Origin of the sequence: Ochrobactrum sp. BTU2 (assembly GCF_024539785.1) — a bacterium.
GTDB classification, from domain to species: domain Bacteria; phylum Pseudomonadota; class Alphaproteobacteria; order Rhizobiales; family Rhizobiaceae; genus Brucella; species Brucella anthropi.
On the sequence record NZ_JAHWRG010000004.1, the window covers coordinates 183,659 to 204,402 of the forward strand.

Sequence of the window (20,744 nt, forward strand, 5' to 3'; positions counted from 1 at the left end):
CAATCTATTAGTGTGAGTTACCAATGAAGTTTTTTGCTTCAGTTATCGCAGCCGCCTTGCTTGCATCGACAACCATGTCGGGTGCACAGGCCGCCGCGTCTCCGGCGCCTGCTGCGACGCCAACTGAAAACACCGTCAATCTTCCCAAGCCGGAATGCGAGATCGATTACGGCCAGTGGATGGACAATCTGACCAAGGAAGCCCGCGACGCCGGTGTCGGCGAAAAGGGCATCGCCGAATTGCACAAGGCCATGCTTGAGCAAAAGGTGCTTGATCGCGACCGCAAGCAGACTGTTTTCAACCTGACCTTCACCGAGTTTTCCAAGCGCCTCATCTCGGAAGCGCGTTTGAAGAAGGGTCGTGAAAATCTGGCCAAATATGCCGACGTCTTCAAGAAGGTTGAAGATACCTATGGCGTTCCGGGGCCAGTCCTTGCCGCGTTCTGGGGGCTTGAAACCGACTATGGCGCCATTCAGGGTGATTTCGACACGCTGAATGCACTTGTCACCCTCTCCTATGATTGCCGCCGTCCGGATCTGTTCCGCCCGCAGTTGATTGCCCTTCTCAAGCTATTCGATCAAGGCGTCGTCGATGCAGCAACAACCGGCGCATGGGCTGGCGAAATCGGCATGATGCAACTTCTGCCGAAGGATTATCTTGAACGTGGCGTCGATGGCGACGGCGATGGCAAGGTCGATCTGAAGAGCAGCGTTCCCGATGCCATGATGACCGCAGGCCGCATGATTTCGGAACTCGGCTGGAAGCGTGGCCAACCTTGGCTGGAGGAAGTTCGCCTGACCAAGGATCTGCCTTGGGAAGAAGCGATCCGCACCAACCGCAAGCCACATTCCTGGTGGGCTGAGCAAGGTGTGATGGGCCTCAACGGTCCACTCGGCCCCGATGATGGCGACGCGTCGCTTCTACTGCCGCTGGGCCGCAAGGGACCGGCTTTCCTGTCCTATCCCAACTTCGACGTGTTCGTGGAATGGAACAAGTCCATCGTCTACGCCACAACGGCTGCTTATTTCGCAACACGTCTGGCTGGTGCACCTGCCTTCGATCCGGGTAATCCAGTTCCGGGTCTGACACAGGACCAGTTAAAGGAACTTCAGACCAAACTCCAGGCCCGCGGTTACGACATGGGCGAAAAGATCGACGGCGTGTTCGGTCTCCTGACCCGCGATGCCGTGCGCGCCGAACAGATGCGCCTTGGAATGCCTGCCGATTCATGGCCGACACAAGAGCTTCTCGATAGGCTCTAACTCGACAAGGCGCGGTTCAAAAAACCGCGCCTTTTCTTTTCCTGAAGTGAAATGCGCCCCATGCTCACAACGCTGATTGTCGTCCTTCCTGTTTTTGCGCTGATTTTCTCCGGCTGGGGTGCCTTCAAGCTGAAAATACTCGGGCCTCATGCGATAGCGGAGCTGAACCGTTTCGTCGTCTATCTGGCGCTGCCTGCTCTTCTCTTCGACATCATGGCCAATACGCATGGCAGCGAACTCTGGCAGCCGGGCTTCATCGCAGTGTTTCTGCTTTCGAGCGCCATTGCTTTCGCATTGCCCTTTCTGGTGCGACGGCGTGGAAAGCTACCTCTGGCGGATACCGCGCTTGACGGGCTGAACGCCGCCTACCCGAATACCGGCTATATGGGCATTCCGCTTTCGATGATCGCCTTCGGGTCAGGCGTTTTGGCAGCAACCACCATTTCGATCATCATCACCGTCTGCGTCACGTTTGCTTTTGCGATCGTGCTGATCGAAATCGGCCTGCAGACAGAGAAGAAGCCGCTTCATCTCATCTGGAAAGTCATGCGGTCCCTGATCCGCAATCCACTGCTTGTCGCTCCGGCGCTCGGCGCGTTGGTGTCCTTTCTGGGACTCACCATCCCTGCCCCGGCCGAAACCTTCCTGAAGATGCTCGGTGGTGCCGCATCTCCTTGCGCACTGGTGGCGCTTGGCCTGTTCCTCGCCCAGCCGCGCAAGATCGAACGCGAAAGCGTCAATGCCATCGCTTTTCTTGTTTCGGTCAAGCTCATCGTCCAGCCGCTCGCAACCTGGCTGCTGGCGGTCTATGTATTCGGACTGCCTCCCCTGCTCGCACAAAGCGCTGCTCTTCTTGCCGCACTTCCGACCGGCACGGGCCCCTTCATGCTGGCTGAGCATTATCGTCGCGAGGCGGCGATAACCTCCAACGTCATCCTCTACTCGACAGTGATATCTATCCTCACCTTGTCGGCATATTTGGCGCTAATTCGCTAAAAAGCGCAAAAAACATCGCCAAAAGCCGGTGGCAACTACGGCGAAAACAGTACCAAACGTGGCAGTTCGGTGTCTTTTTCATGAAATGTGAACAAATTTTTCTAGTCAAATATTTCAATAGTTTAGGTGGTAAACGATAGGTTTATTTCTCCATCACGCCAGATTGCAGCACGAAATCTTCTTTTGTTCGAGGCGTTTTGCGCTTAGATTCCAGCTTCCTACCAGCGCGCGTCCGGTCACCCGGGCGCATATGAAGGAGACAGACCAATGGGACTTACGCGATCTTTGAATGTCCTCATGATCTGTGCGGCATTTGCATTTGTTGCAGCGTTGATAGCAGGCGTCATCCCTTAGGGGAATTAGCCTAAACCATTACGGCGGCTTCGGTTTTGAGGATAGGCCGACCCGCACGAAAATGAAAAGCCCGGCGTCACCGCCGGGCTTTCTTTATCTTAGGCAACTTCCAGAGCTGCTTCCGTCTTCGGCCTTATGCCGATCATGTGACAGATCGCAAAGGGCAGATCGGCGCGATTCATCGTGTAGAAATGGAAATCCTGCACGCCGCGTTCGATCAGATCCATCACCTGCTCGGCGGCAATTGCCGCGGCGACCAGCTGATGCGTCTGCGGATCATTGTCCAGTCCTTCGAAACGCTCCGCCAGCCAGCTCGGAATATGCGTCGCCGACCGCGCGCAGAAGTTTTTGACCTGCTTGAAATTATGCACCGGCAGGACACCTGGAACGATCGGGATGTAAATACCGGCACGGCGCACGCGCTCGACATAACGCTCGTAAAGGTCATTCTCGAAGAAGAACTGCGTGATGGCCCGCGTCGCACCATTATCGACCTTGCGCTTCAGCATATCGATATCGGTCGCAAAATCCGGGCTTTCCGGATGCTTTTCAGGATAGGCGGAAACCGAAATGTCGAAATCGGCAATATTGCGCAAACCGGAAACCAGTTCAGCGCCATTCTGATAACCACCCGGCGTCGGCACATATTTCTCACCAATACCCGCCGCCGGATCGCCGCGCAGCGCCACGAAGCGGTTGACACCGAGAGCCGCGAATTCACGCACGACACGATCGACTTCCTCGCGTGTCGCATCCACGCAAGTCAGGTGCGCCGCTGGTTTGACATCGGTTTCCTTAAGGATGCGCGCCACGGTACGCGCCGTACGTTCACGCGTGGAACCACCGGCACCATAAGTCACGGAGACGAATTCGGGCTGTAGCGGAGCGAGCCGCGTCACCGTATCCCAGAGACGCTGTTCCATTTCCTCCGACTTGGGCGGGAAGAATTCGAACGATACCCGGGTGGTCTGGCCAACATCCGGTCGGCGGGAAAGACCGTAAAAACCCATCAAACTGTCTCCGTCATGCTCATTATCTGCTTTTGTCGCATTGTCTTTATCCCAAAACCGGTTCCCACTTTTGGGAGACATGCGAAGCCGGATCGGCAATGAGAAGGCGTGGGTCGCGGGCGAGCCATAGCTTCACCGTCAGCCCCTCTTCTCCATTGGCCGCCTTCGGCTCCAGTTCCAGTGTCTTTTCCGGCTCAAGACCGGCATCTCTCATCCAGCCCAGCATCTGCTCGTCGCTGAATCCAAGCCGCAAATGGGCGTGTTCCTCACGCAGGAATTCGAGCTTGTGCGGCGCAAAATCGACGATCAGCAACCGTCCGTTGGGGCGCAAAGCCCGCGCCGCTTCACGAATGGCTGCAAGCGGATCATCAAGGAAGTGCAGAACCTGATGAATAGTCACCAGATCGAAGCTCTCACGTTCTACAGGCAGCGCATAGACATCGCCTTGGCGAACCTGCGCATTGCCGATGGCTGCAAGATCGAGATTGGCTCGCGCTACAGACAGCATGTCACGATTGATGTCGATGCCGACACCACGAAGGTAAAGCGGGGCAAAAAGCTCCAGCAACCGACCCGTGCCGGTGCCGACATCCAGCATCGCCTGAAACGGCTTGTCACCGATAACTTTCTTAAGCGCGACTTCAACCGCATTCTCGGAAACATGCAGCCTGCGAATCTGATCCCAGCTGCCGGCATTGGCGCTGAAATAGGCGGCCGCCTTTTCCTGACGGCTGGACTTCACTTGCGACAGGCGTTCCATGTCGCGCTCAACCAGCGCATCCGCCTTGTCGAGACGAGCCAAAAGCCCACGTGCAAGATCGCCACTGATCGCATTGTCGGCGAGACGGAAATAGGCCCACGCGCCTTCCTGATAGCGATCGATAAGATCGGCTTCTCCAAGCAGCTTCAGATGGCGCGAAACCCGCGGCTGGGATTGCCCCAATATCGTCGTCAGGTCGGAGACGGTGAGATCACCGCGCGAAAGAAGCGCCAAAATACGCAAGCGGCTTGGTTCAGCCACCGCCTTCAGCACATCTACCATCAGATCGAGTTGCAGTTGCAAACCGGTCATGCCTTCCGCTCTTGATTGATCCATCACCTCATTTACGGCCCATCGCGGCAATCCGTAAAGATATAAAGATATGTTTATATGAAAAGTAATTCCTGCGCAAGCGATTTTCGTGGCACAATGAAGCAGACGAAGGATTCGCCTCAATAACTGACTGTAAGGATAAGCCATGCGTGCAGGCACAATGCGCCAGAAGGCAATCGCCAAATCGCTGACGCTCCTGCTTCCGGCAGTACCCTATTCGGATTCAGAACCGATCCGCGCTGCGGCGCTCAGCCCCCATATGAAGACGTTGCCACCATCTACTGCCGTGTGGCTGGCGACAGTCGCGCATGTGCGCCACACGCATACTGATTACGATGCACTGCGGGATGATGGATATGACAAGGATTCAGCGCGTTTCTTCGTGCTGGATGCGATCAACACCAAGCTGACCGAATGGCGCGCCACGCGCCTTCTGTCGCCCGAAGACGACGAAGCCGTGGAGATGTGAAAACGCCGCCCGGAGGCGGCGTTTGATACGCGATAGAACACCGGCTATTCGGTGCCGTGGCCTTGCAGATATCCATGTTCACGCGGGTTCGGCATGACAAGGCTGACGACGAAGACGATCACCATCATCACGGTCACATACCAGAAGAAGCCGCTTTCCATGCCCTGCTGCTTGAACCAGAGCGCCACATATTCAGCCGTGCCGCCAAAGATCGCATTGGCGATGGCGTAGGAAAATCCGACGCCCAGCGCCCGCACTTCCGCCGGAAACAATTCCGCTTTCACGATGCCGCTGATGGAGGTGTACATGCTGACAACCGCCAGAGCGATCACGATATAGATGAATGCCCAGGTCGAGCTCTGCACCGAACCGATCAACGTCATGAGCGGGATTGTGGTCAAGATTGAAATGCCGCCAAAGCCGATCATCATCGTCTTGCGGCCGATCCTGTCGGACAACGCGCCGAAAAGCGGCTGCATCAACATATAGGCCAACAGCACGAAGGTCATGGTTTCGCTGGCCGTTTCCTTGCTCATGCCAGCCGTGTTGACCAGATATTTCTGCATATACGTGGTGAAAGTATAGAAGGCGAGCGAACCGCCAGCCGTGAAGCCGACGACGACAAGGAAGGCCTTGCGATGGTTCTTCCAGATATTGGCGAAGCTGCCCGCCGCCTTGTTGTTGCGGGTTTCTTCCGTCGAGGTCTCGTGAAGGGTCCGCCGCAGAAAAAGCGCGACGATGGCTGCAACACCGCCAATGGCGAATGGAATGCGCCAGCCCCAGGCATGAAGCTCGTCCGATGTCAGGAAGAACTGCAGGACCACGATCACAAGAACAGCGAGCAACTGCCCGCCAATCAGCGTGACATACTGGAACGAGGAGAAGAAGCCACGGCGCCCGGCCAGCGCCACCTCACTCATATAGGTAGCGGTAGTGCCGTATTCGCCGCCCACGGAAAGGCCCTGCAAGAGGCGCACGATCAACAGCAGGAATGGCGCCAGAACACCTATCGTTTCATAGGTCGGCAAAATGGCGATGGCGAAAGAGCCAAGGCACATCATCGTAACCGAAATCAGCATGGATGTGCGCCGACCAAGCTTGTCGGCAATGCGACCAAACAGCCAGCCACCGATGGGGCGCATGAGGAAGCCAGCCGCAAAAATCGCAGCCGCATTCAGCAACTGGCTGGTCTGGTCCTCCGCAGGGAAAAACTGCGATGCGAAATAAAGCGCACCGAAGGAATAGACGTAAAAATCGTACCACTCCACCAGATTACCCGATGCGCTGGCCACGATGGCAAAGACGCGGCGGCGCGTGTCATGGGCATCATGTGCCGCTTCGACCTCGCCATTGGCGTCAGCATGCATTTCTGCATTGTTCATTCTGAAAACTCCCGATAGCAGGCGGTTCTCAAACAGCCTGCAAGCCGCCGACCCCAAGCAGGGATTACCGAAATCGGCGATTGTTTCACTTCGTAAACATAAAACTACGAACTGCATTTCAACCCGAAAGCAGGCTCGTATTTGAAATGTCCTCCCGGTCGAAATCACGCTGCTTGGATCTATTGCGAAGACGCAAAGACGCCTGAAACAGTCCTTGAACCGGCGGCCTCGGCGTTCATTCCCATTGAAAAATAAAAACGGAGCAAGAGCATCGAAACCGGCCTCCTGAACGAAATCGCAACGGGGATGGCGCGCATCGCGGCGTTACGATCATGACGGCTCATATTTAGAGCGGTTTCAGGACGCGGCCAGACCATAGGAACAAAATCGTTTGCATGCAATCTATTCCAATATTAGAAATTGCTCAAATGAACGATTGACGTTGCCGAGCGATGAGCTGCCAATATAAGACATTGAAATAATTATAAAATAATTGTATTTTCCTACACGGGCAATCGATCAATTCCCCGTGTAGAGCGATCTTCGGGCAACTATCTCTTCTGAACAACCAAGAAAATACGCGGAAAACGCAGCAGGACTTTCCCGTCTACTGCCACCGGATAATGCGGCGCAATCCTCGCCTTGTAAGCCTTCAGATAGTCGGCCTGCTCCTGTTCATCGAGCGGATCGAGAAACGGTCGCAATCCGGTCGCCTTTACCCATTCCACAATCGCATCAACGCCATCCAGCGGATGGTTATAGACCGTGTGCCATATATCGAGCCGGGCGGCCTGACCGGCGAGCGCATTATAATATTCCATCACCGGGGGCAGAGGTCCCCTGCCCTTGGCGCCGATCTTGGCAGCAAAGGCCTCTGTTTTTGCGACGTCACGCATACCGACATGGGTCTGCTCGCCCATATTGTCAGGCATCTGGACGGCCAGCACCGCGCCGGGACGAAGCAGCGACAAGAGGCGTTTCATCTGCTTGATGTGATCCGGCAGCCACTGGAAAACGGCATTGGAGAAGAGGACATCGGTTTCCGCATCCGGCTCGTAGCTCGCCACATCGCCGATGGTGAAATCCACCTTCGGCAGGCGGACCTTGGCCTTCTCGATCATGTCTGGCGATGTATCGAAGCCGGAAACATCAGCTTCCGGCCAACGCTCAACCAGAAGCTCCGTCGAGTTACCCGGTCCACAGCCGATATCGACAACCTTGCGCGGCTTATCGACCGGTATCTGGGCCAGAAGATCACGTGCCGGGCGGCTGCGTTCGTCTTCAAACTTCAGATATTGCTTTGCAGACCAATCTTTCATCATGTTTCCCTTCATCAAATAAAAAGGCCGGTGCAATGCACCGGCCTTAACTTTAAAGCGCCAAAGGTTCATTGAGGTTCTGGCTATGGCGAGACGAAAATGGTGAGGTTCGAGAACCGGAGCGGAGCGTACTTTGCGTACGTGAGCACCTGAAGCGCAGAACCACACCATTTGCAGACCGCCAGAGCCTGAACATCTCGAACCTTACCGTGTGAGCGGCTTGTAGGTCACCCGTTTCGGGTTGACGCTATCCGGTCCAAGACGACGGATCTTGTCAGCTTCATAGTCCTCGAAGTTGCCTTCGAACCATTCGACATGGCTGTCGCCTTCGAATGCGAGGATATGTGTTGCCAGACGGTCGAGGAACATACGATCGTGGCTGATGATAACGGCGCAGCCAGCGAAGTTTTCCAGCGCATCTTCAAGCGCGCCGAGCGTTTCCGTATCGAGATCGTTGGTCGGTTCGTCGAGCAGCAGGACATTGCCGCCGGACTTCAGCATCTTGGCAAGGTGAACGCGATTGCGCTGGCCGCCGGAAAGATTGCCGACCTTCTGCTGCTGGTCGCCGCCCTTGAAGTTGAACGCACCGCAATAGGCTCGGGAGTTCATTTCAAACTTGCCGAGCTTGATGACGTCATTGCCGCCGGAAATCTCTTCCCAGACGGTCTTGTTGGCATCGAGCGCGTCGCGGCTCTGGTCCACATAGGAAAGATGAACCGTATCGCCAATACGAACCGAACCGTTATCCGGCTGCTCCTGCTCCGTCAGCATCTTGAAGAGCGTCGATTTACCGGCACCGTTCGGGCCGATCACACCGACAATGCCGCCTGCTGGCAGCTTGAAGCTCAGATCGTCGATCAGGAGACGGTCGCCATAGCCCTTCGACAGACCCTCGACCTCGATGACCACCTGACCGAGGCGTTCACCAACCGGGATGATGATCTGCGCATCGCCGGGGCGGCGTTCTTCCGCGCTCTTGACCAGTTCGTCATAGGCCTTGATACGCGCCTTGGACTTGGCCTGACGGGCCTTCGGGCTTGCAGAAATCCATTCACGTTCACGCGACAGCGCCTTTTCACGGGCAGCCTCTTCGCGGCCTTCCTGCTGCATGCGCTTGGCCTTGGCTTCCAGATAGGCGGAATAATTGCCTTCATAAGGAATGCCGCGACCACGGTCGAGCTCGAGAATCCAGCCCGTCACATTGTCGAGGAAGTAGCGATCGTGGGTGATGATCAGCACTGAACCCGGATATTCTCGCAGGTGCTTTTCAAGCCATGCAGTCGTTTCGGCGTCCAAATGGTTGGTCGGTTCGTCGAGAAGCAGCAGATCAGGCTTCGAAAGCAGAAGCTTGCAAAGTGCCACACGGCGCTTTTCACCGCCCGATAGTTTGGTCACGTCGGCATCGCCCGGAGGGCAACGCAGCGCTTCCATGGCCATTTCAACCTGGCTTTCGAGATCCCAGAGGTTCTGGCTGTCGATGATGTCCTGAAGCTTCGCGCCTTCATCCGCAGTTTCGTCAGAATAGTTCATCATCAGTTCGTTGTAACGGTCGATGATCGCCTTCTTGGCGGCCACACCTTCCATCACATTACCGAGCACGTCCTTGGAAGGATCGAGTTCCGGTTCCTGGGCAAGATAACCGCAGGTCGCGCCATCGGCCAGCCAGGCCTCGCCGGTATATTCCTTGTCGAGACCGGCCATGATCTTGAGGATGGTCGACTTACCGGCGCCGTTCGGGCCGAGAATGCCGATCTTCGCGTCGGGATAGAAGGAGAGATGGATATTCTCCAGAATCTTCTTGTTGCCATAGGCCTTATTGAGGCCGGACATGTGATAAATGAACTGGCGTGCCATAAAGCGCGTCGTCTCCGCAGGTTGAGAAGCGCGATCGGTCTTAACATTGCCGAACCGCGCGGAAATTGCTGACGCGTATGTAGGCCAAATATGCCCCGGACGCAAACGGCAACCCACCAAACGGAAGCAGCCGGAACCGCAAATCAAACTCTGATGAAAACCATAAATAATGAAACCGGGCGCGGATATTTCCGTCACCCGGTTTCCCCTCTGGCCACCGTCCGCGAAAGTTTCCTCCCTTTCATCGGACGGCCTGCAAGTTATGACGTGGAATCCCGTTTAAAACGCCCCTGATTGCCCTTCAAAAACCCCGTCTGCAAAGCTAGATTTGCCCAAGCTTTTGCGCTTTTCAAGCGGAATCTGCACAAAAAACGCAATTGCCTAAAATTCATTCACACTCCGTTCCAGTGCCTGTTTAAGCGACGCCGCAACGGAGGAGATTGACTATTTGCACGGCATAAAATCAGATGGCGAAATGACATTCAAAACCATTCATCATCTGCCGGTTTCAGACAAATCAGAACTCCCGTTCCGCACCGTCCGCGCCGGGACACCGCGAGCCGTTGTCCAGATATGCCACGGCCTTGCCGAACATTCCGCACGCTATGAACGCTTCGCGTCCGCCTTGGTCGCAGCAGGCTACCACGTCTATATCCACGACCATCGCGGCCACGGCGCCAATATCGGCGCTCATGCGCCAAGAGGAATGTTTGCACAAAAGCAGGGCCATATCGTGGCTATCGAGGACGTGCGGGCGCTTAACCGGAATATTCACGAGAACCATCCGGGCCTTCCGGTCGTGCTTTTCGGACATTCCATGGGCGGGCTGATCACGCTGAACTATGTGCTGGACTACGCTGACACAGTCGATGCCGCCGCGATCTGGAATGCCAATGTCGATGGTGGCGCGGAAAGCGCTGCAGCGCTCGCACTTCTTTATATGGAGCGCATGCTGAAAGGCTCGGATGTTCCGAGTACCATTCTGCCAAAGATGACTTTCCGCGCCTGGGGTCGATCCATAAAGGGCCACCGCACGCTATTCGACTGGCTCTCGCACGACCCGGCAGAGGTCGACGCCTATGTCGCAGATCCGCTTTGCGGCTTCGATGCCAGCGTGGCGTTATGGATCGACATTTTCCGCTTGATCCGCCGTGGCGCCGACGACCGGAACTTTTCCAATATCCCGCGAAACATGCCCTTCAATCTTGTTGGTGGGACCGAAGACCCTGCAACGGTGAACGGTGCCGCCGTGCGCAGACTGGCAGACAGAATGCGGAAAATGGGTTTCGAGCGTATCAATTGCACGATCCTGCCCGGCACCCGCCACGAGAGCCTCAATGAAATCAACCGGGACGAGGTGACACAGAATTTTCTGGACTGGCTGGCGGAGGCTCTTCCGTATTCGGCAATGTCCGGCTAAAAAACGGCAGTCAACCGATCAATCAAGCTATTATCCGGGCCAGAACTCACGTTTACTTGAACCGTCTTGGCTTTGCCATCCAATCAATGCTATGGAGCGCGCCTTGCGCGTTATCGGGTTTCCGGGCAGGAAAGCCGAGCTTAAGCAGATAGCGCGAGGAATAAAGGAACACTCCGCTTGGACACACCGACGATTTCTGTGGTTATCCCCTGCCGCAACGAAGCCGACAATCTTGCCTTTTTGCTGGATGAAGTCGATGCCGCCATGCAGGGCCGCGCATACGAAGTCATCGTCGTCGACGACGGTTCGACGGACTCGACCAGCGATGTACTCGCGGGCCGCATTCATGCCGGCAAGCCACTCCGCCATCTGCGCCATGACCGGTCGTCAGGCCAGAGCGCTGCTGTGCGCTCCGGTGTTTTCGCGGCACGCGGCAAGATCGTCGTGACTATGGATGGCGACGGACAGAACAACCCCGCCTATCTCCCGGTTCTGGCAGATGCACTGTTAAAGGCCGGGCCTGATTACGGCATTGCAGCCGGACAGCGCCTCAAGCGCACGGATACGAAACTCAAGCAGCTTTCGTCTCGCTTTGCCAACAATCTGCGCGGCGCGATCCTCAAGGACAAGACCCGCGATTCCGGCTGCGGCCTGAAAGCGCTGCACACTGACCTGTTCCGGCAACTGCCTTTCTTTGACGGATGGCATCGCTATCTGCCTGCTTTGGCAATCCGCGAAGGTTTCGACGTCGTGCATGTCGATGTTGTCGACCGCGAACGCCGCCACGGCAAATCCAATTACGGCATTCTAGACCGTGGAGTGCGTGGCATTCTGGACCTTTATGGCGTCTGGTGGCTGCGGAAGCGCCGCAAGGTCGTTCCGCGTGTGAGAGAGATCACCCATGACTGATATTTTCAACAGCCTGTCACAGTGGCTGCACGAGGTTTTCGTGGCCCAGTGGGATGGCTGGATCGTGCTGGGCTTCGTCGCTCAGGCCTGTTTCACCATGCGCTTCGTTGTGCAGTGGTTGGCTTCCGAAAAGGCAAAACGCAGCGTCATGCCGGTTGCCTTCTGGTTCTTCTCACTCTTCGGTGGCACTTTGCTGCTGATCTATGCGATCCAGCGTAAAGACCCGGTCTTCATCGCTGGCCAAGGACTTGGCCTCATCGTCTATGTTCGCAATCTCTGGCTCATCGCCAATGAGAAGAAGCGGCTGACAGCCGGGGAGTAAACTCCCCGGTCGTTTCCAGAGCATTTCTGGACGCAAAACCGGTTTCCACTTTTGCTGGAAATGCTCTAGTGGATTGAATTTGACGTTTGATACCCGTCCGATATAAATCCCGTTTCAAACGTCAAATTCGAAAAATCCACTAGATTCATAAAGTTACTAGTGTTTTTTTTGATTCCGACATTTGCTCGGCGCTCATATCCGAGGGATGCAAATGTCGGAATCAGACCACCAGTCAGGCCCGAAGCGTCCGCCCAACCGAACGATAATCTAGCCCGGTGCCTGCAATATCTTCTGCCTTGTAGACATTGCGCAGATCAATCAGCACATTTCCGGCCATGACATTGGCCACTCGCTTAAGATCCAGCGCACGATAAGCGTTCCATTCGGTCAGCAGGGCAACGACGCCTGCGCCCTTCGCCGCTTCGTAAGCTGAATTGCACCAGACAACATCAGGAAGCACCGCCCTGGCAGCGTCCATGGCCTCAGGGTCATGCGCCTGAACCTTGATCCCGGCTTTCTGAATGGCCGCGATAATGTCGAGCGCAGGAGACTCGCGAATATCATCGGTGTTCGGCTTGAAGGCGACGCCCAGGACAGCAACCGTGTCTGCACCGTTTTCCTTGGCCGCAGTCACGATCCGTTCGGCCATCGACTGTTTGCGCGTCTCATTGACCGCAATGACCTGTTCGATCAGCGATTGCGGCGCATCATATTTCTTGCCCGTCGCAGCAAAGGCCCGCGTATCCTTCGGGAAGCACGATCCGCCGAAGCCCGGACCGGCATGCAGGAATTTCGAGCCGATGCGATTGTCCATACCGATGGCGCGCGCGACTTCCTGCACATTGCCGCCGGTCTTCTCACAAAGGTCCGCAACCTCGTTGATGAACGTCACCTTCATGGCCAGAAAAGCATTGGCCGCATATTTGATGATTTCCGCATTTTCCAGCGACGTGACGACCATCGGCGTTTCACGCAGGTAAAGCGGACGATAGAGGCGCTGCATCGCGGCCCTGCCGCGCTCGTCTTCCACCCCAACAACAACACGGTCGGGTCGCATGAAATCTTCTATTGCCGAGCCTTCCCGCAAGAATTCCGGATTGGACACCATCGAGAACGACACAGCCGGACTGGCAGCCTTGATACGGTCGCGTATGCGCGCATTGGTGCCAACCACGACCGTCGACTTGATGACGACCACGGCGCCCGGCTTCATGGCGGCGGCGATTTCATCCGCAGCTGCTTCGATATATTGCAGGTCCGCCTCGCCATCACCACGACGGGATGGCGTGCCAACAGCGATGAAGATGACGTCGGCATCGGCGATACTTGCCGGAAGATCGGTGCTGAACTCCAGCCGACCATCGCGAATATTGCGGGTCATCAACTCATCAAGCCCTGGCTCGAAGATGGTGACTTTCCCGGCCTTTAGCCGCTCGATGATCGACGGGTTTTTGTCGACGCAGGTAACGTGAAAACCAAATTCGGCAAAACACACACCTGAAACCAGACCCACATAGCCCGTTCCGATCATCGCCAGCTTCATATGTTCAGTCCTTCAGTTTGGCTTCGCGTGAGATTCCGGCCCCGGTTTGCCGGAAATGGCAGCGTTAGAGAACCGGAGCATCGTTCACTTAAAGTTACATGCAGACCGGAAACGTCAAACAACGCCATTTGCAGGCGGCTAGAACCGAAATATCGGTAGGCTCACAGCCATTTGTCGTAGTCGGATACCAGAAGATGCAGCGGCTTCTCGTTTTCATCGATATTCGAAAAACGGCCAATCGGCTCGCGGAAAATATTGTCGGTCAGGTCGTCGTTGACGGTCGAAACCTCGCCGATCAGCACATCGCCGCCTTCCCCCCAGAAAGCATGCCAATTGCCCGGCAGCAGCGTCACACTTTCGCCCGGCTGCAGCTTCAGATGAGCACCAGCCTTCTGCGTCACAAGGCGTCCGTCGGTGGCAACAGTCACGTCGGTTTGCTCATCCACACTGCCATCCGGCAGCGAGTTGAACAGTTCCAGCACCAGCGTGCCCCCACCACGATTGATGATGTCTTCGGCCTTCACCACATGCCGGTGCATCGGAGAAAGCTGGTTCTTGCGCGAGATCATGATCTTTTCGGCATAAAGCATGCCACCGCCGCGCTTGAGGTCTTCTGCGTTGCCGTTACGCGTGGTGAAGAGGAACAGGCCAAGATCGGCGAACTTGCCCTGCCCGTAGTCCGTAATATCCCAACCAAGGCGCGCATCGCGAATGGCATGCGCATCCGAAGAGGTCCGCGCCTTCAATTCCTCGGGCGACCAATATGCGAAAGGCGGCATGACATAGCCGAAAGAGCGGATGAAAGCGTCGCTTTCGCGGATGATTTCGTTGATTTCAGAACGTTTCATGGCCACCGAGCCTCCCATGGAATGAAACAGATTGGGATGTGGTTGACGTGGTAACTGGCTTTTAAACCAATTTGCAATCCCGGAAACGCTCCGAAGGCGGATGTAACACATATTTGCGACGATCTGATCACGCCGCAAAAGCGACATTTTGGCGTGTCGTCTTTACGCGAAAACCATGTCGCATCCCAATGCGCGTTTAGAATAGTTCAGTGATTGAATCGGGATAACGGAAGCTAGTTCACAGACCTCGGGAGATGTGAGCAAGCCATTGAGATAACGGGACAAGCCGTGCTTCCGGAAGACAAAGGGAACACCGGATCGAGCCATAGTCGCTGGGAGAACAGCAGAAGGCAGATCCAAGATGGAAAGCAAGGGTTCGAGGCTATGGACGTTCGCAACGAAATGCTGGGGCTGTTGACCGGGCGCGACCCCAATTTCAGCCTGGAGCAGAAATTCTACACCGATCCAGAATATCACAAGCTGGATCTGGAGAACATTTTCTACAAGGACTGGCTGTTTGTCGGCCATGATTGCGAGCTGCCGAAGACCGGTTCCTATATGACCGTGCAAATCGGCGCTTATCCTGTTGTCATCGTTCGCGATGCGCAGGGCGGCATTCGTGCTTTCCACAATTCCTGTCGCCATCGTGGCTCGCGCATTTGCGCGGCTGAAAAGGGAACCGCCGCAAAGCTCGTCTGCCCTTATCACCAGTGGACCTATGAACTGGACGGGCGTCTGCTTTTCGCGCGTCAGGTCGGCCCTGACTTCAAGCCTGCCGAATACGGCCTGAAGCCGGTTCATTGCGAAACCGTCGCCGGCTATATCTATGTCTGCGTCGCCGAGGAAGCGCCCGATTTCGGTGCATTCCGCAATCTGGTCGAGCCTTATCTCGCACCGCACAATATCAAGGATGCAAAGGTCGCCTTCGAAAGCTCGATCATCGAGAAGGGCAACTGGAAGCTCGTCTGGGAAAACAACCGCGAGTGCTATCACTGCGCCGCGAACCATCCAGAACTCTGCCGCACCTATCCGGAAGCTCCGTCGGCAACCGGCGTGCAGGGCGTGATGGAAGATCCGGAGATCAACCAGCTCTGGAAGAATTGCGCCAGCATCGGTCTGCCTGCAGAATTCAACATGTCCGAAGATGGGCGCTATCGCATCACCCGCATCCCACTTCTGCGCGACGCGGTGAGCTACACCATGTCTGGCAAGGCGGCTGTCAAGAAGCCTTTGAGCGATCAGGTAGCTGGTAACACGAATATCGGTGCAATGTTGATGTTCAACTATCCATCAACTTGGAACCACCTGATGGCAGATCATGCGATTTCCTTCCGCGTTCTGCCGATCAGCGCCGAGGAAACGCTTGTCACCACCAAATGGCTCGTCCACAAGGATGCCGTCGAAGGCGTGGACTATGATCTCGATGAACTGACCCATGTGTGGATCCAGACCAATGACCAGGACCGGCAGATCGTTGAAGAAAATGCGGTGGGCATTCGCTCGCCCGCTTATCAGCCGGGCCCTTACTCGGTTGAACATGAAGGCGGCGTGATGCAGTTCCTCGAATGGTACACCAACACCATTACGCCGCGCCTGCGTGGTGAAGCGGCAAAGCTCAGCCGCGTCGCCTGATTTTTGAAATGCAGTTGAAGAAGTGAGAAGGTCATGCAGCCTCTGAAATATCTGGACGAGATGCTGCCGTGGAACGACAGGTTGCAGATGCTGGAATGCATCTCGGCCATCGAAGAAGCGCCAGACGTCATGACCTTCTCCTTCAAGACCGCCGAGGACAACTGGTTCCGCTATACGCCGGGCCAGTTCGTTACTCTGGAACTGCCGATTGAACGGGCAGATGGCCTCGGCCCGGTGCTGCGGACCTATACGCTTTCCTCGACCCCTTCCCGCCCCTACCACGTCTCCGTCACCGTCAAGGCGCAGAAGGACAGCATCGGCACGCGCTGGATGCTCGACAATCTGCGTCCACCGATGAAGATAAAGGCTTACGGACCGAACGGCGATTTCTCACTCGCCAATCATCCGGGCGAAAAGTATCTTTTCGTCTCTGCCGGTTCCGGCATCACGCCGATGGTTTCCATGACGCGCTGGCTCTTCGACTGTGCCCCTGCGACCGACGTCGCGTTCATCAATTGCGCACGCACGCCGGACGACATCATTTTCCGCCGTGAACTGGAGCTGCTTGCCGGTCGCATGGAAGCAATGCATCTGGCCTTCATTGTCGAGCAATCATCGGCACGCCATGTCTGGCCGGGCTTGCACGGGCGAATAGACCGTGCCCGGCTTGAACTGCTGGCACCTGATTTCCTGCATCGCAAGGTTTTCTGCTGTGGACCGGAGCCGTTCATGAACGGTGTACGTGGCCTGCTGGAAGACGCCGGGTTCAACATGGCCAACTATCATCAGGAGAGCTTTAATCCGGCCAGCGAGATTTCGTCGGTTCCGGTGCCGTCCACGCTCTCCGAACCGGCGAGCACAGCGACAGCACCCATCGCCCCGGCCGTGGCAGCAGCCAGCGTCGTCTTCAGCCTTTCCGGCGTGGAAGTCGAATGTACGGAAAACGACACAATCCTGCTTGCCGCCCGTAGTGGCGGCCTCAAGATTCCGAGCGCCTGCGAGTTCGGAATCTGTGGCACCTGCAAGGTGAAGTGCCTCGGCGGAGAGACCGAGATGAACCACAATGGCGGCATTCGCGACGACGAAATTGCCGAGGGCTATATCCTCGCCTGCTGCAGCCGCCCACGCGGTCGCGTGGAGATCGATGCTTAGAGCGTATCCCGAAAAGTGCGAAGCGGTTTTTGGAATAAGATGCGCGCTCTGAAAATCAGGCTTTCTTCAGAAACTCGGTCCGCAGCACCAGTCCCTTGACCTGCTTGGTGCTGCAATCGACTTCGTCCGGGTTCCCGGTGAGGCGAATGCCCTTGACCAGTGTTCCCCGCTTCAATGTCGTGGAGGTTCCCTTGACCTTCAGGTCCTTGATCAAGGTAACGGAATCGCCGTCATTCAACTGAGTTCCATTGCTGTCGCGGACGATAACATCTGTCATGATGGTTTCCTGTCTGGTGTCTGATTTGAGCCGTCCGTAGCACTCTTGCCGATGTTATACCAGAACGCGGCTTATTGCTGGTCTCGTGAACCCTGTCTGGCTATAGTCGGTTACGGAATAAGCAAAGCGAGTATTCTATGATCGGTCATGCACTTGTGGTTGTCGACATCCAGAATGATTTCTGCCCCGGCGGTGCGCTAGCCGTCGATCGCGGTGACGAAATCATTCCCACCGTCAACCGGCTGATCGATGAAAGCGAACACGTGATCCTCACGCAGGACTGGCACCCGGCCAATCATTCAAGCTTCGCCTCGACTCATGCCCACGCCCAGCCTTTCGATACGATCGAGATGGCCTATGGCCTGCAGACGCTCTGGCCCGACCATTGCGTTCAGGGTCGTCATGGCGCAGATTTTCACGCCAACTTGCAGTGGACGCGGGCACAACTCGTCATTCGCAAAGGCTTTCGCATCGGCATAGACAGCTATTCTGCATTCTTCGAAAACGACCGCAGTACGCCGACCGGTCTTGGCGGGTATTTACGCGAACGTAACATTGGTTCGCTCACTCTGGCGGGACTGGCCACCGACTTCTGCGTCGCCTATTCGGCGCTCGACGCCATTGCAGAAGGCTTTCAGGTGCGCGTCCGTCTGGATGCGTGCCGCGGGATCAACCTTAATGGCTCAATGGACATCATGCTGCAGAAGATGAAACAGGCTGGTGTCGAGTTGATTGACGAGCCTGTTTCAGCATCACATTTACTCTAGTGGTCTGATTCCGACATTTGCGTCCCTCTGATACAGGCGCTGAGCAAATGTCGGAATCGCAAAGACCACTGGTAACTTCATGTATCTAGTGGATTTTTCGAATTTGGCGTTTGAAACAGCATCTCATGAAGTCGGGATTCAAACGTCAAATTCAATCCACCAGTTCGCCGTCCGGCAGCACGACGAAGATCAACACAGCGATGATGGTGATGAAGAACCGGAACGCGGATTCGATCCCGTTCCAGGTTTGCGACATCCACATGCCGAACCATTCGCCGCCAACCGACATGAAGCCGACCTGCCAGACCAGAAAACCGAGTGCAAGACCGGCAATGGCCCATTTCTTCGAACGGTTGAAGCTGACCGCCCGGTCAGTCAGACGACCGAGCATCGCAAACGCCCCGATCCAGCACAGGATCGCCGTCAGCGTCTCTGCCGCGATGATGAGAATATAGGCGGCATTGTGCAGCATCGGATTAGTGATGGCGCGATACTTGATCGTGGCATCGGGAAAGATGGTATCCATCATCAGGACGTGCTGCACGAAGCCGAAATTCGTGTCGTAATCGGTGATATTACCGAACGAAACCAGCGTTGCGAAAAAGGCTATAGCCGCCACAAAGGCGGTTTTGCTCAAACGTGTTACGATCATGGAAATCCCCTTCCCCGAATGAGCCGCAGCGCGCCGATCATGATCCCCTGAAAACGATCTGCAGCATGAAAGCGCGATGTCAGTCGCGTCCGGTGATGGTCCTCAACTCCGGCGATTCGGTCAAGGCCAACAAAAAGGGCAGCCGAAGCTGCCCTTCTAATCCAGGGATACAAGGCCAACTAGTGCCCTGTCACCTCTTCGGCTTCTTCCTGCCAGTTCGGATTGAGCCGGTTGTAGCGCAGCGAAGACATAAACGAGAGACCGATCAAAGCCGCGCCGATAAGGCCGGTAATGACTTCCGGAATATGTACCAGCGTCTGGACATACATGATGACCGCCAGAACCAGGATCGCATAGAAAGCACCATGTTCGAGGTAACGGTACTGACCCAGCGTCTTGCGCTCGACAAGCATGATAGTGAGCGAACGCACATAGAATGCACCAATACCGAGACCGATAGCGATGATGAACAGGTTCGTGGTCAGCGCGAACGCACCGATAACACCGTCGAACGAGAAGCTGGCATCCAGCACTTCAAGATAGATGAAGGCGCCGAGACCACCGCGATGGACCATATCCATCTGCTCCTGCGTCGCATCCAGAACCTCGCCCAGTCCTTCGACAGCGAGGAAGGTCAGGAGACCGAACAGGGCTGCGATCAGGAAGGTGTGCGAATGTTCGGCATCAAGCTGGTACGAGAAGAAGATGATCAGAGCGATTGCCACACCGATCTCGACCCCCTGCACCGAAGCAAACTTCGACATACGGCTTTCGATGGCCTTGATCCAGTGCACGTCCTTCTCGACATCAAAGAAGTACTTCATGCCGACCATCAGCAGAAATGTACCGCCAAAGGCAGCAATACCTGTATGGGATTCCGAGATCACGCGAGCATATTCATCCGGCTGCCAGATCGCGAGTTTCAATGCAGAGATCGGATCGGTCCACATGGCAACGGCGACAATGGCAAGCGGGAAGATGATGCGCATGCCGAAAACGGCAATGATAATGCCCCAAGTCAGGAAGCGATGTTGCCATTCCGGCGTCATGTCGCGCAGGATGCGCGCATTGACGATAGCGTTATCGAAAGAAAGCGATATTTCGAGAACGCTCAAAACTGCACAGATGATGAAGACGGAGACCATTCCCCCAAAAGTGCCGGTCATTTCGAAACCGAGCCAAACGGCACCAGCGAGACCCAGTACGGTAAAAACCATGGGCCAAATAAAGTAACGAAGAGTGGCCATTTCAAACCATTGAATTCTTATTGTTTATCAAACGGAAACAGACACTGGCCGCTACAGCACACTGCCGTGAAGCGAAATCCGCTTCCCGTCGCGCGCTCTACCTGACCACTGCTCTTCCCGCCAAGGCGTACCGGCTATGTAAGTAGCTTGCCAGATGCAAACAAGAGAAAGCGTGGCAATAATTTGGCCAATTTGCGGATTTGATGTGCTGAAATATTTCGTTACTATTCCGTGAT

Annotated in this window: 19 protein-coding genes; 9 read left to right on the forward strand and 10 right to left on the reverse strand. The window is 55.7% G+C overall.

The window, feature by feature from the left end; all coding sequences use genetic code 11:
* Positions 1-23 precede the first annotated feature (23 nt).
* Together KWJ32_RS13285 and KWJ32_RS13290 are read left to right on the forward strand one after the other, a co-directional pair.
* Positions 24-1,262, forward strand: a complete 1,239-nt coding sequence (locus KWJ32_RS13285) for a lytic murein transglycosylase (RefSeq protein WP_151610095.1) — start codon at positions 24-26, stop codon at positions 1,260-1,262.
* Between the two features lie 60 nt (positions 1,263-1,322).
* Complete coding sequence (locus KWJ32_RS13290) at positions 1,323-2,258, forward strand: AEC family transporter (RefSeq protein WP_012091732.1); 936 nt, start codon at positions 1,323-1,325, stop codon at positions 2,256-2,258.
* A 452-nt stretch (positions 2,259-2,710) separates the two neighbouring features.
* Here the strand turns inward: KWJ32_RS13290 and metF are convergent, their stop codons facing one another.
* Positions 2,711-3,622: a methylenetetrahydrofolate reductase [NAD(P)H] gene (gene metF, locus KWJ32_RS13295; protein WP_012091731.1), complete on the reverse strand. Its 912-nt coding sequence runs from the start codon at positions 3,620-3,622 to the stop codon at positions 2,711-2,713.
* A 46-nt stretch (positions 3,623-3,668) separates the two neighbouring features.
* On the reverse strand, positions 3,669-4,694 hold the full coding sequence (locus KWJ32_RS13300; RefSeq protein ID WP_010659707.1) for a metalloregulator ArsR/SmtB family transcription factor: 1,026 nt from the start codon (positions 4,692-4,694) through the stop codon (positions 3,669-3,671).
* 166 nt (positions 4,695-4,860) lie between these two features.
* On the opposite strand from KWJ32_RS13300, the gene KWJ32_RS13305 reads away from it, so the two are divergent.
* Positions 4,861-5,184, forward strand: a complete 324-nt coding sequence (locus tag KWJ32_RS13305) for a DUF2293 domain-containing protein (RefSeq protein WP_010659706.1) — start codon at positions 4,861-4,863, stop codon at positions 5,182-5,184.
* 44 nt (positions 5,185-5,228) lie between these two features.
* Here KWJ32_RS13305 and KWJ32_RS13310 read toward each other — a convergent pair whose 3' ends face one another.
* The 3 genes from KWJ32_RS13310 to ettA form a co-directional block, all read right to left on the reverse strand.
* The gene (locus tag KWJ32_RS13310) at positions 5,229-6,566 is read right to left on the reverse strand and encodes an MFS family transporter (RefSeq protein WP_012091729.1); all 1,338 of its coding nucleotides are present in this window, start codon (positions 6,564-6,566) and stop codon (positions 5,229-5,231) included.
* Between the two features lie 551 nt (positions 6,567-7,117).
* Positions 7,118-7,885 carry a trans-aconitate 2-methyltransferase gene (tam, locus tag KWJ32_RS13315; RefSeq protein WP_012091728.1) on the reverse strand — a complete coding sequence of 256 codons (768 nt, stop codon included), beginning with the start codon at positions 7,883-7,885 and terminating at the stop codon, positions 7,118-7,120.
* A gap of 204 nt (positions 7,886-8,089) precedes the next feature.
* A complete protein-coding gene (gene ettA, locus KWJ32_RS13320; RefSeq protein ID WP_012091727.1) occupies positions 8,090-9,739 on the reverse strand; it encodes an energy-dependent translational throttle protein EttA in 1,650 nt (549 codons plus the stop codon).
* A gap of 475 nt (positions 9,740-10,214) precedes the next feature.
* On the opposite strand from ettA, the gene KWJ32_RS13325 reads away from it, so the two are divergent.
* The 3 genes from KWJ32_RS13325 (at position 10,215) to KWJ32_RS13335 (ending at position 12,390) form a co-directional block, all read left to right on the forward strand.
* Complete coding sequence (locus tag KWJ32_RS13325) at positions 10,215-11,159, forward strand: alpha/beta hydrolase (RefSeq protein ID WP_012091726.1); 945 nt, start codon at positions 10,215-10,217, stop codon at positions 11,157-11,159.
* 177 nt (positions 11,160-11,336) lie between these two features.
* Positions 11,337-12,068: a glycosyltransferase family 2 protein gene (locus KWJ32_RS13330; RefSeq protein WP_010659700.1), complete on the forward strand. Its 732-nt coding sequence runs from the start codon at positions 11,337-11,339 to the stop codon at positions 12,066-12,068.
* Positions 12,061-12,390, forward strand: coding sequence for a lipid-A-disaccharide synthase N-terminal domain-containing protein (locus KWJ32_RS13335; RefSeq protein WP_012091725.1), 330 nt, complete (start codon positions 12,061-12,063; stop codon positions 12,388-12,390). Before KWJ32_RS13330 ends, KWJ32_RS13335 begins: the two co-directional genes overlap by 8 nt.
* A 232-nt stretch (positions 12,391-12,622) precedes the next feature.
* Here the strand turns inward: KWJ32_RS13335 and KWJ32_RS13340 are convergent, their stop codons facing one another.
* Complete coding sequence (locus KWJ32_RS13340; RefSeq protein ID WP_012091724.1) at positions 12,623-13,933, reverse strand: UDP-glucose/GDP-mannose dehydrogenase family protein; 1,311 nt, start codon at positions 13,931-13,933, stop codon at positions 12,623-12,625.
* Positions 13,934-14,094: 161 nt separating this feature from the next.
* Positions 14,095-14,781, reverse strand: a complete 687-nt coding sequence (locus tag KWJ32_RS13345; RefSeq protein WP_012091723.1) for a D-lyxose/D-mannose family sugar isomerase — start codon at positions 14,779-14,781, stop codon at positions 14,095-14,097.
* A 384-nt stretch (positions 14,782-15,165) separates the two neighbouring features.
* Here KWJ32_RS13345 and KWJ32_RS13350 point away from each other — a divergent pair, with 384 nt between their 5' ends.
* Positions 15,166-16,413: an aromatic ring-hydroxylating dioxygenase subunit alpha gene (locus KWJ32_RS13350; protein WP_012091722.1), complete on the forward strand. Its 1,248-nt coding sequence runs from the start codon at positions 15,166-15,168 to the stop codon at positions 16,411-16,413.
* A gap of 33 nt (positions 16,414-16,446) precedes the next feature.
* Positions 16,447-17,565 (forward strand): hybrid-cluster NAD(P)-dependent oxidoreductase, encoded by a 1,119-nt coding sequence (locus KWJ32_RS13355; RefSeq protein ID WP_012091721.1) that lies wholly within the window; start codon positions 16,447-16,449, stop codon positions 17,563-17,565.
* Between the two features lie 55 nt (positions 17,566-17,620).
* On the opposite strand, the gene KWJ32_RS13360 is transcribed toward KWJ32_RS13355, so the two are convergent.
* Positions 17,621-17,842, reverse strand: coding sequence for an alkylphosphonate utilization protein (locus KWJ32_RS13360; RefSeq protein WP_010659694.1), 222 nt, complete (start codon positions 17,840-17,842; stop codon positions 17,621-17,623).
* Between the two features lie 137 nt (positions 17,843-17,979).
* Between KWJ32_RS13360 and pncA the strand changes: the two genes are divergently transcribed.
* Positions 17,980-18,609, forward strand: coding sequence for a bifunctional nicotinamidase/pyrazinamidase (gene pncA, locus KWJ32_RS13365; protein WP_012091720.1), 630 nt, complete (start codon positions 17,980-17,982; stop codon positions 18,607-18,609).
* A 151-nt stretch (positions 18,610-18,760) separates the two neighbouring features.
* Here pncA and KWJ32_RS13370 read toward each other — a convergent pair whose 3' ends face one another.
* On the reverse strand, positions 18,761-19,261 hold the full coding sequence (locus KWJ32_RS13370) for a DUF2165 domain-containing protein (protein WP_010659692.1): 501 nt from the start codon (positions 19,259-19,261) through the stop codon (positions 18,761-18,763).
* A gap of 179 nt (positions 19,262-19,440) precedes the next feature.
* Entirely contained in the window at positions 19,441-20,508 is a 1,068-nt protein-coding gene (locus KWJ32_RS13375; protein WP_012091719.1) for a DUF475 domain-containing protein, read from the reverse strand.
* Positions 20,509-20,744 lie beyond the last annotated feature (236 nt).